The organism is Novosphingobium taihuense, from assembly GCF_007830315.1.
GTDB classification, from domain to species: domain Bacteria; phylum Pseudomonadota; class Alphaproteobacteria; order Sphingomonadales; family Sphingomonadaceae; genus Novosphingobium; species Novosphingobium taihuense.
This window is the reverse complement of the sequence record NZ_VLKJ01000001.1, coordinates 388,385-404,031: the sequence shown is the minus strand read 5'-3', so window position 1 is coordinate 404,031 and position 15,647 is coordinate 388,385. Positions and strand designations below refer to the sequence as shown.

Annotated in this window: 12 protein-coding genes; 7 read left to right on the top strand and 5 right to left on the bottom strand. The window is 61.6% G+C overall.

The genetic code is table 11. The annotated features are described in order from the left end of the window. Positions 1-127: 127 nt before the first annotated feature. A complete protein-coding gene (locus tag IQ25_RS01795) occupies positions 128-1,138 on the top strand; it encodes an AraC family transcriptional regulator (protein ID WP_158637650.1) in 1,011 nt (336 codons plus the stop codon). Here IQ25_RS01795 and IQ25_RS01790 read toward each other — a convergent pair. Continuing rightward, positions 1,135-2,088 (bottom strand): LysR family transcriptional regulator, encoded by a 954-nt coding sequence (locus IQ25_RS01790; RefSeq protein WP_158637649.1) that lies wholly within the window; start codon positions 2,086-2,088, stop codon positions 1,135-1,137. The two genes, IQ25_RS01795 and IQ25_RS01790, sit on opposite strands and share 4 nt — an antisense overlap. A 98-nt stretch (positions 2,089-2,186) precedes the next feature. Between IQ25_RS01790 and IQ25_RS01785 the strand changes: the two genes are divergently transcribed. The 6 genes from IQ25_RS01785 to IQ25_RS01760 all read left to right on the top strand — a co-directional run bounded on the left by IQ25_RS01785 (position 2,187) and on the right by IQ25_RS01760 (position 8,819). After that, entirely contained in the window at positions 2,187-3,734 is a 1,548-nt protein-coding gene (locus IQ25_RS01785) for an acetyl-CoA acetyltransferase (protein ID WP_144901660.1), read from the top strand. Between the two features lie 13 nt (positions 3,735-3,747). Next, positions 3,748-4,938 carry a CaiB/BaiF CoA transferase family protein gene (locus IQ25_RS01780; protein ID WP_144901658.1) on the top strand — a complete coding sequence of 397 codons (1,191 nt, stop codon included), beginning with the start codon at positions 3,748-3,750 and terminating at the stop codon, positions 4,936-4,938. Between the two features lie 142 nt (positions 4,939-5,080). After that, a complete protein-coding gene (locus tag IQ25_RS01775; protein WP_144901656.1) occupies positions 5,081-7,027 on the top strand; it encodes a TadE/TadG family type IV pilus assembly protein in 1,947 nt (648 codons plus the stop codon). Then, a complete protein-coding gene (locus IQ25_RS01770) occupies positions 7,024-7,608 on the top strand; it encodes a TadE/TadG family type IV pilus assembly protein (RefSeq protein ID WP_258536928.1) in 585 nt (194 codons plus the stop codon). Before IQ25_RS01775 ends, IQ25_RS01770 begins: the two co-directional genes overlap by 4 nt. Before the next feature lie 29 nt (positions 7,609-7,637). After that, a complete protein-coding gene (locus IQ25_RS01765) occupies positions 7,638-8,270 on the top strand; it encodes a TadE/TadG family type IV pilus assembly protein (protein ID WP_246415401.1) in 633 nt (210 codons plus the stop codon). A 117-nt stretch (positions 8,271-8,387) separates the two neighbouring features. After that, on the top strand, positions 8,388-8,819 hold the full coding sequence (locus IQ25_RS01760; protein WP_158637648.1) for a CHRD domain-containing protein: 432 nt from the start codon (positions 8,388-8,390) through the stop codon (positions 8,817-8,819). Positions 8,820-10,535: 1,716 nt separating this feature from the next. Here IQ25_RS01760 and IQ25_RS01755 read toward each other — a convergent pair. The 4 genes from IQ25_RS01755 to IQ25_RS01740 form a co-directional block, all read right to left on the bottom strand. Continuing rightward, positions 10,536-11,750, bottom strand: coding sequence for an argininosuccinate synthase (locus IQ25_RS01755; RefSeq protein ID WP_144901650.1), 1,215 nt, complete (start codon positions 11,748-11,750; stop codon positions 10,536-10,538). Between the two features lie 104 nt (positions 11,751-11,854). Next, entirely contained in the window at positions 11,855-12,829 is a 975-nt protein-coding gene (locus tag IQ25_RS01750; protein WP_144901648.1) for an MBL fold metallo-hydrolase, read from the bottom strand. Positions 12,830-12,907: 78 nt separating this feature from the next. Further along, entirely contained in the window at positions 12,908-14,251 is a 1,344-nt protein-coding gene (locus IQ25_RS01745; RefSeq protein WP_144901646.1) for an aldehyde dehydrogenase family protein, read from the bottom strand. A 98-nt stretch (positions 14,252-14,349) separates the two neighbouring features. After that, complete coding sequence (locus tag IQ25_RS01740) at positions 14,350-15,624, bottom strand: SAM-dependent methyltransferase (protein WP_144901644.1); 1,275 nt, start codon at positions 15,622-15,624, stop codon at positions 14,350-14,352. Positions 15,625-15,647: the final 23 nt, after the last annotated feature.

The window sequence follows — 15,647 nt, the reverse complement described above, 5'->3', positions numbered from 1 at the left end:
CTGGACACGTAGCAGGTGTGGAGGCATTGTGCGTTTAATCGCTTAATTGATCTTGACGGATTACGGCACAGTGTTGTCAAATCATCTCATGACGGAATCAGAAGATGGTCTCGCGCATGCCAGTGCCATGCGTCAGTTCGCCCAGTTTGCCGAAGTTTCCGGGCTGGACCTCAGGGACCTGTGTCCACCAGACATCTACGCTTATGTCGAGCAGGCGAGGGACGCGGAATGGTTGCCGGCGAGTGCCCATGTCGACGTGCTGCAAGCTGCCGCGATCTCGTCGGGACGCGCCGATCTTGGCGTGGCCTTTTCCATGTGGTGCAACGTGCGGGGCTTCGGCCCGATCAGCCTGTTGTGGGATCACTGCACCACGCTGGATGAGGCTAGTCGGATCACCCGGCGCTACATGCATCTTGAAAGCGCGGCGATGCGATCGAGCACCGACATTACCGGGCACGAGGCTGCATTGCGGCACGTACTTATGGCGCCTGCGCGCTTCGGCGGTTCGCAATTCCTTCAGGCCACGCTCACCCTGCAATTGCGCATCGTGCGGATGTTGCTGGGAGAGGAGTGGACGCCGATCCGGCTCGAACTGGATCATCCTGCACCGCCAAGCATCCGCTATCACCAGGCAGTATTCCGCTGCCCGATCGAGTTCGGCTCTGATCGTTGCGCTCTGGTGTTCCGCAAGTCGGATCTGCATCGCCCGTCGTCGCGCGCGAACCCGAACATGGTACGCTACCTCGAAAAGCAGCTCGCGCAGGCTGACAGTCTCTGGCCCGGGGATCTTGTTCAGCAGGTGCGCTATTTCATCGCCGCCAACCTGACCGAGCGCAAGGCGAACCTCCCGCACGTGGCGCGACTTGCCGGTCTCTCGCCGCAGAGCCTGCAGAGGCGTCTGGCAGAGCGTGGGACGACCTTCGCTGCAATACTCGAACAAGTGCGAAAGCAGACGGCGGACGAGTACTTCCGCACCGCACGCAGACCCAACCTGACCGAACTATCGCACCGACTGGGTTATACCGATGCCAGTGCCGCCAGCCGCTTCCTGAGGCAGCACATGTCGACAGGCGCCAGGGCACTGATGGCCCGCAGTCGCACGACGAGGACGGACACCGGCAGAGCGGTGACAGCTTAAGTCTTCAGATTTGAGGCAATTCCCCAAAGCCGATCTTCGATGACCGAACGATGCTTGCGGTTGCTGCGCAGCACCGCCAGCTCGGTGAAGACGGAGAGGCCAGCGACGGGGCGATAGACGACGTTGCCATGATCGCGCGGGCGGAACTGCGCTATCGAGATCGCAGGGATCCGGTATTCGCGGCAGTAGCGTTCCAGCGCGAAAGCATGGGCTTCGGGCGGCAGGAAGCCGGATGCTCCCGATGCAGAGAGCCAGTCATGGATCGGTCTGTAGAGGCTTCGCCCATGGAGTGGGGCAAGCATGGCGATGACAATTCCGGACAAGGCTTCGGCGGGAACGACGTCGAAGCGGGCTAGGGCATGCTCCTGAGGAATGGCAAGGCCGATGGGTTCGCGGCTTATGGTGAGGCGTGGCAGGCCGTCGGGCATCTCCAGCTCGCCCACGCCGCCTGTGGCCATGTCGGCAAGGTATCGCTCGTGCGGGACCGGTGCGGCAACGACCATGGCCAGATCGACTGTGTCGCGGATGAGCCCTTCGCACAGCGAGTGGGCGAAGTCGTTGTCCACGCGCAGGGCAATGTCGGGAAGCTCGCGGGCGATCGCCGAGAGCAGCGCGCCGTGCTGGGGCAATTCGAACGTGTAGATTGGAGCGCCCAGCACGATGCGTCGGTCTGGCCGCTCCCGCCAGGCCGCGAGGTTGGCCGCGAACGCGTCGGCCTGCGCAAGGAAAGTACGAGCCTGTTCGAGCAGGGAATGGCCGACTGGTGAGAGCCTGACCGCGCGGGTGGTGCGTTCGAACAGGCGCTGGCCAACCTGTTCCTCAAGCTTGCGGATCTGCGCCGAGAGACTGGGCTGCGTAAGATTCATCCGCTGCGCGGCTCGTCCGAAACTGAGCTCCTGCGCGAGAGCGAGAAAGCAGCGGATCGCCTTTATGTCTACTTCGGTCTGCATCTCGCTGTATATATTCAAACTATCTATAAATCGAAAGGTTAAATCGATTGGACGGCGCAGGGCCTCGCGCATAGCTTCTGCGTGAGGAGACAGTGAGGATGCCTATGCAAGTGCCAGACACCACGCCGGTGATTGTCGGGGTGGGCCAGTTCGTCGAGCGGATTGATGCTGAGGACTATGTCGGTCTGTCGTTTGCGGACCTGGCTGCCCGGGCCGCTGCCACAGCGCTGGCAGACACGGGCGCTCCAGCCGATGTTGCGCCACAGGTCAGCGCAGTCGGCTCGATCCGCACGTTCGAGGAATCAGGCGCGATGCAGGTTCCGTTCGGGCGGGCGGACAAGATGCCGCTGGCAGTGGCGAGGCGTTTGGGGATCAGACCGCGTGTGGCCATCCTCGAAAAGGTCGGCGGGCAATCACCTCTCGCGCTGCTTGCCGATCTCGGTGATCGTATCGCTGCAGGCGAAAGCTCAGCAGCACTGCTGTTCGGCAGCGAGGCAATTTCGACCGTGCGCCACTTGGTGGGCAACGGCGAGGTTCGCGACTGGGCCGAGCACGACGACGCGGCCGGTGTCGAATGGATCGACAAGGGGATGGGCTTCGAAGGCGCGCTGTCTGCCGCCAGCATCGCCCATGGTATCCGCGCCCCGGTCACCGCCTACGCGCTGTGCGAGAACGCGCGGCGGCATCGTCTGGGACTGTCGCGCGAAGCCTATGCGCTGGAGATGGGCCGCCTGTTCGCACCCTTCACCGAAGTTGCGGCGAACAACCCCTACAGCGCCGCCGCTGCCAAACCCATGGCGGCTGGGGAAATCGCGACTCCCGGTGAGCGCAACCGCATGATTGCCGATCCCTATCCGCTCAAGCTCGTATCGCGCGATCAGGTCAATCAGGCCGCTGCAATCGTGCTGATGTCGGTCAAGGCGGCGCGAGAGGCGGGCGTAAGTGAAGACAAGTGGGTCTATCTCCATGGCGCAGCGCTGGCCAATGAGCGCGAGATACTCGAGCGTCCTGACATTGGTGGATATCCTGCGGCCAATGCAGCAATTGCCTCTGCACTGGCAAGCGCAGGCCAGGAAGCCGCCAAGATCGAGGCTTTCGATTTCTATTCCTGCTTCCCGGTACCGGTGTTCAATGCCGCGATCGATGGTCTCGGCCTTGCCGCCGATGACCCACGGGGCCTGACAGTGACAGGGGGGCTTCCCTACTTCGGCGGGGCCGGAAACAACTATTCGATGCATGCCTTTGCCAGCATGGTCGAGCGAATGCGCGCGGATTCAGGCAGTTACGGCTTGATCGGGCTGAACGGTGGCTTCCAGTCCAAGTACGGGGCAGCGGTGCTCTCGACCGCGTCACGACAATGGCCTTCGTGCGAGACGGCATCGGTGCAGGCCGCTCTGGACGTTGCGCCTGTGGCGGTCATGGCCAAGCAGCAGGATGGAACGGGCCGCGTCACGACGTACACGGTCACTTATGCCAAGGGCATTCCGGAACAGGGCATCGTGATCGGCGAACATGCGCATGGCGGGCGATTCATCGCCACAACCCGCGATGCCGCCACTCTTGCAGCAATGCTCGAAAGCGATCCGCTGGGCCGTGACGTCGTGATCGAGCGGGGCGAGAAGCGTGCCGATTTCCGCTTTGCCTGATTCAGACCGAAGCATGACCGGCAATCCCGTGCTGCTCGAAGGCATCCGCGTGGTAGACCTGACGACAGTGGTGTTCGGACCCTATGCCACGCAGATCCTTGCCAATCTTGGTGCCGACGTGATCAAGGTCGAGGCGCCGGGCATGGGGGACGCGTTCCGCTGGTCGGCGAGGGCTGCGGTGACGCCCGGCATGGCTCCGGGCTGGATGGCAATCAACCGGGGCAAAAAGTCGGTTGCGCTCGACCTTAAGCAGGACGCGGATCGGGACGTCATGCTCGATCTTCTGCGCGAGGCGGACGTCTTCGTGGTCAACGTGCGCGGAAAGGCTCTGGAACGTATCGGTCTTGGTTACGAGACGCTGCGCGCAATCAATCCCGGGCTGATCTACGTCCATTGCGTCGGCTTCGGTCAGGACGGCCCCTATGCCGATCTTCAGGCCTACGATGACGTGATCCAGGCAGCGACTGGTACGGCGACGCTGCTGCCACGCGTCGATGGCGATCCGCGTCCGCGCTATCTGCCTTCGCTGATCGCCGACAAGGTGGCGGGCCTGCATGCTGCCTACGCCGCGATGGCGGCAATCGTCCACAAGCAGCGTACGGGTGAGGGACAGCGGGTGGAAGTTCCGATGTTCGAAGTGTTCTCGAGCTTCATGCTGCTCGAGCACCTTGGCGGACTGACCTTCGACCCGCCGAAGGGGCCGGCTGGTTATGCCCGCCAGATCGATCCGCATCGCCAGCCTTTCCCCACCTCTGACGGCTGGATCAGCATCGTCGCCTACACCGACGATGCCTGGGCGCGAATTTTCACGCTGCTCGATCAACCGGATTTCCTCAATCAGGAGCACCTTGCCACGCCGCAATTGCGGATAAAGGCGCAGGCTGAGCTTTATCAGGCCATTGCCCGCTTCACGTCTGCGCTGACCACCGCCGAAATCCTTGAGCGCTGCCATGCAGTACAGATCCCCGCGCAGGCCGTGCGCGATCTTGGCGAGGTTTTGGATGACCCACATCTCGCTGCAGTCGATTTCTTCCGTCGCCGTGAGCATCCGGCCGAGGGGGCGTACTTCGAGCAGGCGGCTCCTGTGAAGTTCGCGGTTTCCGGGAATGGTAAACCGAACCTGCTGCCACCGCTGATCAATCAGGATGGAGATGCGGTACGGCTCCACGGATGGCAGTCATTTAACCTCCCGAAAGATGGTTAACGCAAGCCAATGTTTCTATTAGGAAAATTACTCATTAATTCGAGATAAATCCCGAATGAAAACCCACTCAAGGTAAGACTCTGGAAACCGTCCGGCCCGCTTCTGGCCTTCTCGCTTCGCAGCAGAAGGCAGTTTGGACGCAATGTCGGGGTTTCTTGCCAGGCTTCATCGCAATACGAGCGGCAGCGTCCTGCCGATCGCCGCTGCGAGTGTGCCGGTCATCATCGCCCTTATTGGCGGCGGGCTCGACATCAATCGCGTCTACAAGGCGCGCAACCGCCTGCAGTCGGCCTGTGACGCGGGCACGCTCGCCGGCCGCCGTGCGATCACAACCAACGGTTACGATGCGACCGCGCAGGGCCAGGCGTCGGCCTATTTCAACACCAACTTCGTCCCTGGCGATCTCGGCGCGACGGGCACGACCTTCACGACAGCTTCGACGAACAATGGCAATCTGATCACCGGCACGGCGCAGACCACGGTTGAGACGGTGGTCATGAACCTGCTGGGCGTCGACAGCATCCCCGTCAGCGTCTCGTGCAGTGCGACGATGGGCGTGGGCAACAGCGACATCACCATGGTGCTCGACACCACCGGCTCGATGGGCAACACCCTGTCAGGTACGAGCCAGACGCGCATCCAGGCGCTTCGTGTCGCGATGAAGAACTTCTACGACACGGTGGCCACGGCCACGCAAGGATCGAACGCCCGCATCCGCTATTCGTTCGTGCCCTATAGCTCGTCGGTCAATGTCGGGCGGCTGATCTACAATCTCAACCCGGCCTATCTTGCCGATACCTGGCCGATCCAGTCACGCGAACCGGTGTTCAACACGATCACCGAGCGGGTGTTCACGGGCTGGACCGAGCCCGTGAATACAAGTGAGCAAAGCTACTCGACCGAATCGATCGGCAGCACGACGCAGTACACTTCGACGAATTACTCGTCGCAAGCGAACTGCAATGCCGCGCGTCCCGCGGATGTGACCTGGGCCAATAATGGCTCTGCAACCACTGCCACAACGACGACGACCAACGGTTCCGGTCAACAGGTCGTGACAACCACCACGACACAGCCGCAGCGCAAGACGACATACATCTGCCAGCAGCAGAACAACAATCGCTGGCGCGTCTACTATTACTACACCACACGCAACTTCATCACGCGCAGCTACGCGACGTCTGACCCGATCTACGAGACCCGCACCCGGCAGGAGTTCGCGAACTGGGCCTATAAGGAAGTCAGCGTCGACACGAGCAACTACAAGACTTTCGCGGCCGTCAGCAAACCCAATGGATCCAGCGGCGCTGCAGCCAGCTATACCTGGGGCGGGTGCATCGAGGAGCGCGAGAGCGATGCTACTTCGAGCATCAGCTATTCTGGCGTTACGGGCATGTCCCCGTCGACCGCGCTCGACCTCGATGTCGATCTGGTGCCCAATGACGACCCTGACACCAAATGGGGGCCGATGTGGCCTGAACTGGCATACTACAGGACAGTGACCAACTGGCAGGGCACATTCCTGACCAATTCCGTACAGACTTCTCAAGGCACCCGCGCCTCGTCGTATTGCCCCTATCAGGCGCAATTGCTGTCAACGATGAACCAGTCGGCGTTCTATACCTATGCCGATGCGCTGGTAGCCGCGGGTTCGACCTACCACGATATCGGGATGCTCTGGGGCCTTCGGCTGAGCTCGCCCGAAGGGCCTTGGGCAAGCACGGTGAACGTGCTCCCGACCAACGGCGGCAAGGTTTCGCGCCACATCATCTTCATGACCGACGGCCAGATGGAACCGAGCATCTCGATCCAGTCGAGCTATGGCATCGAGTGGCACGACCGGCGCGTGACCGACGATGGCCAGACCGATCAGGCGGCTCGCCATACCCTTCGTTTCCGCGCCTTGTGCGACAATGCCAAGGACAAGGGCTTTCGTATCTGGGTCATCGCCTTTGCCTCCAGCCTGACCACCGATCTCAGCTACTGCGCGTCGAGCAACAGCTCGTTCCTTGCGACGAATGCGACTCAGCTGAACAGTGCCTTCCAGGAAATCGCCAAGAACGTAGGCGAATTGCGGGTGTACCAGTGACGGTTCGGCAGCAGCTCGCGCGCGATAGCCAAGGCGTGACCACGATCGAGTTTGCCATGGTCATGCCAGTATTCCTGCTCGCACTGGTCGGATGCCTTGATCTCGGCCAGATGGTCTATGCAATCGGCGTGCTCGACGGCGCAGTGGAGAAAGCTGCGCGCGATTCCACCCTGGAGACGGGCAATACGGCCAACGCTGATGCGGCAGTCACCAGCGCGGTGGAGAAGATTTTGCCCGGCGCGCGGATCAGCTCCACGCGCAAGAGTTATTTCGACTTCGCCCATGTCAGCAGGGGCGAGCCGCTTAACGACACGAACGGCGATGGGCTGTGCTCGACAGGGGAGGGCTATACCGACGAAAACGGCAATGGCTCATGGGACGACGATCTGGGCCGCACCGGCAATGGCGGGGCGAACGACGTCATCGTCTACACCGTCAACGTCCGTTACGATCCGGTCTTCGCAATACCGTTTGTCCCGATCGACTGGCGCGAACGGGAGATTTCCTCGACTGCGGTCAAACGCAATCAGCCATACGCGCTGCAGGAAGGCGGCTACGGATCCACGGCACGCGTATGCTGAAATCCGCTCTTGCTTCCGTCCGGAACTTTATGCGCCGCCTGCTGCGCAACACCTCGGGCGTGTCGGTTATCGAGTTCGCGATCGTCACCCCGTTCATCCTCTCGATCGCGCTTTACGGGATCGAGGTCGCCTACATGAACGCGGTCGACATGAAGCTCAGCGAGATTGCGCTGTCTCTGGCTGACAACGCCTCACGCATCGGCCAGACCGACAACAGCGTGGTGACGCCTACGGTCAGCGAGACGGATATCAACGAGGTCATGCGCGGGGCGCAGGAGCAGGCGGCAGGGCTGGAATTCGCCACACGCGGCAAGATCATTCTCACCAGTCTCGAGCGCGACAGCGCCACCGGAAAGCAGTACATCCGCTGGCAGCGCTGCTACGGACGGCTTGGGCGGCAATCGGCCTATGGCAACGATTCCACGCGCAACGGTCTGAACGGCACGGCTCTGGCAGGCATGGGCAGCGGAACCACGAAGATCACGGCGGGGGCGGGCAGCGCGGTCATGTTCGTAGAGGTCTACTACCAGTACGAAGGCCTGCTCGGCACGACGTTTGTGAGGAATCCGGTGATGCGCAAGGAAGGCGCGTTCCTGATCCGCGACAACCGCAATCTCACCCCAGGCGTGACCGGAACCGGCGGAAGCTATCCTTGCACCTGAGCGTGCGGTGTTGCACGCGATCAATTCACGCAAGAGCGGCGAAGGTGTAGTCTCTCCACGGTGTCCCGCAGGCAGACGGAGTCGTTTGCGACCGGGCCGGAGCAGGGAGAGATGTCGATGAAGCATGCAGAACTTGCAGCGTTCGCAGCAGCAGTTGCCATTGTAGCAGCTACGGTAGGCCCGGCCATGGCCAAGCCCGCAACGCTCGTCGCCGCGCTTGGCGGCGCGGCCGAGACGGCGGGAGGCGATCCGGATGGCGTTGGCGGCTTCAAGGCCGAGGTCGATGACGAGACCGGCGACTTCTGCTTCACCCTCTGGGCCGACAAGACCGCCAAGCCAACTATGGCCCACGTCCACGAAGGCACGGCCGGCAACGACGGCAAGCCCGTCGCCACGATCGAGGTTACCGGCAAGGACAGCGACGATTGCATCGCAATGGAACCGGAACTCCTCAAGAAAATCATCGCCACACCGGGAGCTTACTACGTCAACATCCACACCGCCGACTTCCCCAAGGGCGCGGTAAGGGGACAGCTTGAGGTGAAGTGAGACCTTTAATCCTCCCCGTTTTTCCAAAGGGCAAACGGGGAGGGGGACCGCCAGCGCAGCGGATGATGGAGGAGCGCCAGCAAGGACTTACATGGGAGCCGCGCTCGTTAAAGTCGGGGAACCCGTTACTTCCCAGCGAATGTCCAGCGCCCCTTTTTCTGTAAGCCAGTCGTAAACCAGCCACGCGAGGCCCTGAATTGCCGTCGTAGGCCCCAAGCGCGCAATGAACCGTCCGTCATTCACATCGTCAAAACGAACGCGGTGAAAGTGGTACTGAAACCAGGACACCCAGACTGACTGCTTTCCAAACAAGGCGGGCAGTACTTTATTGCCTTGTGCGCGCATGTCCGCACGGAATTCGCTTGCAATCCGAACCGAGGTGGTGAGCTTCCGACCTTCCGGAATTGTGAAGCTTACCCTGTCTCGCGGGAGCAAAGACTTAGTTGTCGTGTGGCCGTGGTCTGCTTGGCTGGCCATTCCAGCTTGAGCGAGCCTTTCTAGCATTATGAGATCACGGCCGCGATAGCGGACACAGTCGACTTCGCTCGACCACATCGCGCGGATCGTCCTGTTTATCTCATTCGGCGAGCACGGTTGTCGGACTATCGAGCAATGGTGCTCGCCGGTGTGAAATATCTCCGGTGCGATGCTCTCTGGTACCCCGCAAAGAAGGCAGCAATCCGCAACTACATAGAAGTCCCCGTCCGTAACGGCGGCGCGTTCTGTAACTGGCGGCGTCGCTTCCATTAGACAAACATAACCGGCATTGCAGCACTCAGCTACAAAAAGCGCCTTGGCAGATCGGTAAAACGGCGACGTCCCGTAAGGGCCATCTTCGGACAGGCAGCACCGTCCCTGAAAATCGAAAAGCAATACCGCAGGCTAGCTCTGGCAGACCAAAGCGTAACCCCCAAACAGCAAATGGGGGCCAGCAGTGCTGCCGGCCCCCACTCTACGTCCGCTCTGGCTTGTCTCGTCGCGTCTTGCTTCGGCCTGTCCGCGCTGGTCCGTCATTGCTGACGGCCATGCGCCTTGTGGCTTTGCTCGGCGGAGCGCGCTTTGCGCGTGGCGGGCGTCTGGTTGGATGCCGTCCGGGGCGCGTAGCCCCTGGGCTGCTGCCGATCCGTGCTTTCGCACAAGGTCGCGCCGCTATCCGTCCTTTCGCCTTCCCGCGCCGGTCGAGTGCCAGGCACTCCTCCGTCGCTCCGGTTTTCCGCGACTGTCCCGGCTGCTCTTGCGAGCGGGCCGGAAAAAGCCGTCCGTGGGCGTTTCCCCTTTGTCTGGTGGCTCGCTCCCGACCGGGCTTGCGCCTTGTCGGACGAACGCCGCCGTTCGCGGGGGTGAAATGCTGTCCGTCATCCTTGTCTTCGCCGCATCGCGCCGGTTGGAGACCGAAGCCTGCCCGCGCGCTGCACCGTGGAAAACGATGCCGTTCCGCATTCCGTTTCCGATCACGAAGGCCGCAGTTTTGCACATCCGCAAGCGGCCCTAAGGCACCTGCCGGTTGGTTACGCTGCAAACTATCCGTGTTCGTATCGCGATGCATTTATCCTTTGAAATTCAGAGGTTTGGGCCCTGAACTCCGAGGCTTCGTGCGCTCTCGACACACAAAAGCTGCGCCTCTTGTCCGAGTCGCGCAAGCAAAAAGTGCGGGAGTTATCCACAGCCCCCGCACCTTTCGGTGGATAGTTATTGTGCAGCGCCGAAGCGCAGCAATTACCGTCCCTGCTGGGCGAGCAACCGCAACCGGAGTGCGTTGAGCTTGATGAAGCCCGCTGCATCCTTCTGATCGTAAGCGCCCGCATCGTCCTCGAACGTCACGTGGCGTTCGGAATAGAGGCTGTCGGGCGACTTGCGGCCGACGACCGAGGCGCTGCCCTTGTAGAGCTTGAGCCGAACGGTGCCGTTCACGCGGGCCTGCGAATGGTCGATTGCCGCCTGCAGCATCTCACGCTCGGGCGCGAACCAGAAGCCGTTGTAGATGAGCTCTGCGTACTTGGGCATGAGCTCGTCCTTGAGGTGCGCAGCGCCGCGATCAAGCGTGATGCTCTCGATTCCGCGGTGGGCGCGGGCATAGATCTCGCCGCCCGGCGTTTCGTACATGCCGCGGCTCTTCATCCCGACGAAGCGATTCTCGACGAGATCCAGCCGGCCGATGCCGTGCTTGCGGCCAAGGTCGTTGAGCGCCGCCAGCAGCGTGGCAGGCGACATCGCCTGACCGTTGAGCGCAACGCCATCGCCCTTTGCGAAATCGATGGTGATGTATTCCGGCTGCTCCGGCGCGTCTTCCGGATTGACCGTGCGCGAATAGACGTAGTCCGGGGTTTCTTCCCACGGATCTTCCAGCACCTTGCCCTCGGACGAGGTGTGAAGCAGGTTCGCGTCGGTCGAGAATGGGCTTTCGCCGCGCTTGTCCTTGGGCACCGGGATCTGGTGCGCTTCGGCCCAGGCGATCAGCGCGGTGCGGCTGGTCAGGTCCCATTCGCGCCACGGGGCGATCACCTTGATGCCGGGTTCGAGCGCATAGGCCGAGAGTTCGAAGCGGACCTGATCGTTGCCTTTGCCGGTGGCGCCGTGCGCGACAGCGTCAGCCCCGGTTTCGCGGGCGATCTCGATCAGGCGCTTGGAGATCAGCGGGCGGGCAATCGACGTGCCGAGCAGGTAATCGCCTTCATAGCGAGCATTGGCGCGCATCATCGGGAAGACGAAATCGCGCACGAATTCCTCGCGCAGATCATCGATGTAGATGTGGTGATCGGGCACGCCCATCAGCTTGGCCTTGGCGCGGGCGGGCTCAAGCTCTTCGCCCTGGCCGAGGTCGGCGGTGAAAGTCACGACCTCGCAGCCATAGGTGACCTGCAGCCACTTGAGGATGACGGAGGTGTCGAGGCCGCCGGAGTAGGCAAGGACGACCTTCTTGATATCTGACATGGGCGGAGCGACTCCCCTTAGAACACGCGCCGCGCGCCTAACAGGCGGGGGGCAGGGGTGCAAGGTTTGCCGGGATATGTCTGGCTGGCGGAGGTGGCGTGAAGTCAGGGGCCAAAGTCTGACAGGGGCTTGTTCTTGTAATAGGTGGCGAGCTTCTGGAGATTCTCGTGATGCGCCTCGCGATAGGCCCACCACAGGCTGACGGTGCCAGCCTTGAGCTCTGCAGGAATGAACCGCTCTATCGGCTGGATGGCAAAATCCTTGTCATGCGCGTGTTCGGCCATGGCGCGGATATAGTGCCGGGTCATGTCGATCAGCGCGGTGGTGTAGCCGCCCTTTGCGATGATCGCCGGATCGCCGTGATTGGGGAGGATGCCGGTGGGACTCCATGACTTCATCTCGCCAAGATTGCGGTATTGTTCGGCCAAACTTTCTGGTTCTGCGATGAAGGTAAGGGTGTCCTCCAGCGTATCGCCCGCCAGCAGCAGCCTGTCCTGCGGCAGCCACGCCACGAGGCCGTCGGCGGAGTGAATGTTTACCGGGCGCAGTTCGACCGAGTAGCGGCCCACGCTGACCGTAGTCGGCTCGGTTATCCCAACTTCGGGCACCTTGAATGGCGAGATCGCGGGCGGGCCTTGCAGGGTGCCGTCCTTGATCTTGGGTTTGTGCCTGATCAATTGCGCCCGCGTTTTCTCCGTCGCGATCACCGAGCTGTCGGCATAGACTGCATTGCCGCCGACGTGATCGAGATGCCAGTGGCTGTTGGCGACGATAAAATGCCTGACCCCGCGCTTCGCCAGGTAATCGCGCACGAATTGTGCCTGAGTAACGCTGGGGTAGGTGTCATAGACCAGCGCTTCGCTGCCATCGATCACGGCGTAAGTGGCAACGCCGACGAAGTTGGCGCCGTGATCGGCCCAGGTAGCCTTGGCCATGTTGACGCTGCTTTCGGCAGGGCGGCCATCGTAGAAGGCAAAAACGTGGTCGTTGATCGGCATCACGCGGATCTCACCTGCATGGGCAGTGGCCACTGTCGCGAGGACTAACCCCAATGCCGCAAGTGCTCTCCTGATCGCCATGCCGTCCCTCTTGCCTGTCTTGCACAAGCTAGGGAGGCACTGGACGATCAGGAATAAGCTGAAATGCGCAGGTCCGCCTCAGGTATGCCGGTAGATCGCCCTCTCATGGCTGAAGCACTTGAACCCGAAGACGCCGTGGTAGCTGCCCATGCCGCTGGTGTTCACGCCGCCGAAGGGCAGGTTGTTTTCAAGATAGTGCGAGAACACGCCGTTCACCGTCACGCCACCTGACGAGGTGCGCGACAGCACCTTTTCGACGTTCGCTTCGTCCTTGCTGTAGACGTAGAGTGCCAGCGGCTTGTCGCGCGCATCGATGTAGCCGATGGCCTGATCAAGCGTGTCGTAGGTCATCACCGGGATCACTGGCGCGAAAATCTCGTCCTGAAGGATCGTCATCTGAGGGGTGACGTCGGTCAGCATGGTCGGGTGGATGGTGAGGTGATCGGCCTCGAACGTGCCGCCAACGGCCACCGTAGCGCCCTTGGCCACGGCATCGTCGAACATGGCTTTCACGCGGTCGAAGTTCGCCTTGTTGACGACCTGCGCAATGCCATCCTTCTTCAGCGCGCCGCTTTCGTCATAAAGGTTCTTCTCGACGTTCGCCTTGAAGCCTTCGACCAGCGCGGCCTTCTTGTCTTCCTTCACGAAGACGTAGTCGGGGCTGATGCAGGCCTGTCCGCCATTGAACTGCTTTGCCGCAGCAAGCTGGGCCGCGATCTGGCCAATGTCGGCGCTGTCGTCGACAATCACCGGGGACTTGCCGCCCAGTTCAAGCGTCACCGTGGTGAGATGCTTTGCGGCCGCGGCCATCACGATCCTGCCGACGCGGGGCGAGCCAGTGAAGAAAATGTGATGGAACGGCAGATCGAGCAGCGCAGTCGCCACCGAAACGTCGCCTTCGAACAGGGCCACGTCCTTTTCGTCGAAGGCTTCCCTGATGATGACCGAGGCGATCCTGGCGGTGGCCGGGCACAGGTCGGTCAGCTTGACGATGCAGGTGTTGCCCGCCGCAACCGCAGCGGCGACCGGACCGAGCGCGAGGCCGAGCGGGAAGTTCCATGGGCCGAGGATCAGGCACACGCCGCGCGCTTCATAGCGGATCTCGGCGCGGTCAGCCGGGTTCATCGAAGTCGGCACTTCAACCGGCTTCATCCACTCATCGAGATTGTCGATGTTGCGCTGGACGTTGGCAGTCACGTTCATGACCTCGGTGACGCGAATTTCGCCCACCGGCTTGCGCGTGTCTTCGAGAACAGCTGCGACGATATCGTCTGCGTGAGCTTCAACGGCTGCCTTCAGGCGGGCAAGCTTTTCCTTGCGCACTTCGGCGCTGGAGGCCTTTGCTTCCCACATGTGGGCTTGCTGGAGTGCGAATACGCGGGCGATATCGGCGGAAAGGTCGGCGGCGGTGGGTACGGTCATTGCTTCGGCATCCTGCTGCGATCAATTTGTTAGATGAGCTAACGAATTGATCGCAGCAAGGCAATGCGATCTTGCAGCCGTGTCCGTTGTCTCTTTGTCTACTCGGCAGCGGATTTCATCAGGTGCCATTCCGGCGCGTCGTCCAGCGCCGCCAGCCGCGCCCATTCCTGCTGCATGTAGTCGCGCGTCATCGGCAGCGCGCTGCGGCGCTTCACGCTCTGGATATGGAAGTTTACCATGCCGCCGTGGCGGAAGCTCTGTTCCGCCCCTGCGAGATAGAACTGCCACATGCGGAACAGGCGTTCATCATAAAGCGCAACGATTTCATCGCGGTGCATCGTCGTGCGGCGATACCATTCTGCCAGCGTGTAGGCATAGTGGTAACGCAGCACCTCGATGTCGCCGACTTCCCAGCCTGTTTTCTCGAGCGCGGCGACCAGTTCACTCATCGCCGGAATGTATCCGCCCGGGAAGATGTACTTGCGCGTCCATTTGTCTGTAGTCCCCGGAGCGCCCTTGCGCCCGATCGTGTGGGTCAACATGATCCCGTCAGGATCGAGCAGTTCGTTGGTCTTGGCGAAATACTCACCGAAATTGGGCGCGCCGACGTGTTCGATCATGCCGACGCTGGTAATGCGGTCGAATTGGCCCTGCACATCGCGATAGTCGATCAGCTGGAACCTGACCTTGTCGGCGACGCCGGCTGCCTCGGCCCGCTCCTGCGCGAATTTCACCTGATCGGGCGCGAGGCTTACGCCGAGCACCTCGCAGCCGAAGTGGCGGTTGAGATAGAGCGCAAGGCCGCCCCAGCCACAGCCGATGTCGAGCACGCGCATGCCAGCACTCTGCCCTGGAACAAGTCGCAGCTTCGCGGCAATCAGGGCCTTCTTGTCGACCTGGGCCCGTTCCAGCGTGTTTTCCGGATCGCGGAAGTAGGCCATCGTGTACTGCCGGTCCTCGTCAAGGAACAGCTCGTAGAACTGGCGTGTCAGGTCGTAGTGGTGGACGACGTTCTTCGAGGCCTGCGCACGCTGGTTGATCTGGTCTATGCGCGAAACGACCTTGCCGAGGGCCTTCCGGATCGGCCCCTTGCGGTCGATCCCTCCGCTGCTGCTGGCATTGCCCATCACGAAGAGGACGAAATCGCGCACGTCGTGCGGCGGTTCAATGACCATCCGACCGTCCATATAGGCCTCACCCGCACCGACGCGCGGATCCCTGGCCACGTGCATGGCCGCGCCCTTGTCGGTGAAACGAATTTTCAGCGGAGATGCCGACTCTTCGCCGTAAGCGTACTCCTTGCCATCATGATCGATTACGACGAGCCTGCCCTTGCGGATCAGCCTCTTGAGCATCTGGTCTAGCAGCCACATGCGCGCAGGTTATTCGATGGCGA

What these genes read in the sequence shown, in the direction of transcription:
- IQ25_RS01795 (WP_158637650.1), top strand. Translation starts at nt 128, where the DNA reads ATGCGTCAGTTCGCCCAGTTTGCCGAAGTTTCCGGGCTGGACCTCAGG.
- IQ25_RS01790 (WP_158637649.1), bottom strand. Translation starts at nt 2,088, where the DNA reads ATGCAGACCGAAGTAGACATAAAGGCGATCCGCTGCTTTCTCGCTCTC.
- IQ25_RS01785 (WP_144901660.1), top strand. Translation starts at nt 2,187, where the DNA reads ATGCCTATGCAAGTGCCAGACACCACGCCGGTGATTGTCGGGGTGGGC.
- IQ25_RS01780 (WP_144901658.1), top strand. Translation starts at nt 3,748, where the DNA reads ATGACCGGCAATCCCGTGCTGCTCGAAGGCATCCGCGTGGTAGACCTG.
- IQ25_RS01775 (WP_144901656.1), top strand. Translation starts at nt 5,081, where the DNA reads ATGTCGGGGTTTCTTGCCAGGCTTCATCGCAATACGAGCGGCAGCGTC.
- IQ25_RS01765 (WP_246415401.1), top strand. Translation starts at nt 7,638, where the DNA reads ATGCGCCGCCTGCTGCGCAACACCTCGGGCGTGTCGGTTATCGAGTTC.
- IQ25_RS01760 (WP_158637648.1), top strand. Translation starts at nt 8,388, where the DNA reads ATGAAGCATGCAGAACTTGCAGCGTTCGCAGCAGCAGTTGCCATTGTA.
- IQ25_RS01755 (WP_144901650.1), bottom strand. Translation starts at nt 11,750, where the DNA reads ATGTCAGATATCAAGAAGGTCGTCCTTGCCTACTCCGGCGGCCTCGAC.
- IQ25_RS01750 (WP_144901648.1), bottom strand. Translation starts at nt 12,829, where the DNA reads ATGGCGATCAGGAGAGCACTTGCGGCATTGGGGTTAGTCCTCGCGACA.
- IQ25_RS01745 (WP_144901646.1), bottom strand. Translation starts at nt 14,251, where the DNA reads ATGACCGTACCCACCGCCGCCGACCTTTCCGCCGATATCGCCCGCGTA.
- IQ25_RS01740 (WP_144901644.1), bottom strand. Translation starts at nt 15,624, where the DNA reads ATGTGGCTGCTAGACCAGATGCTCAAGAGGCTGATCCGCAAGGGCAGG.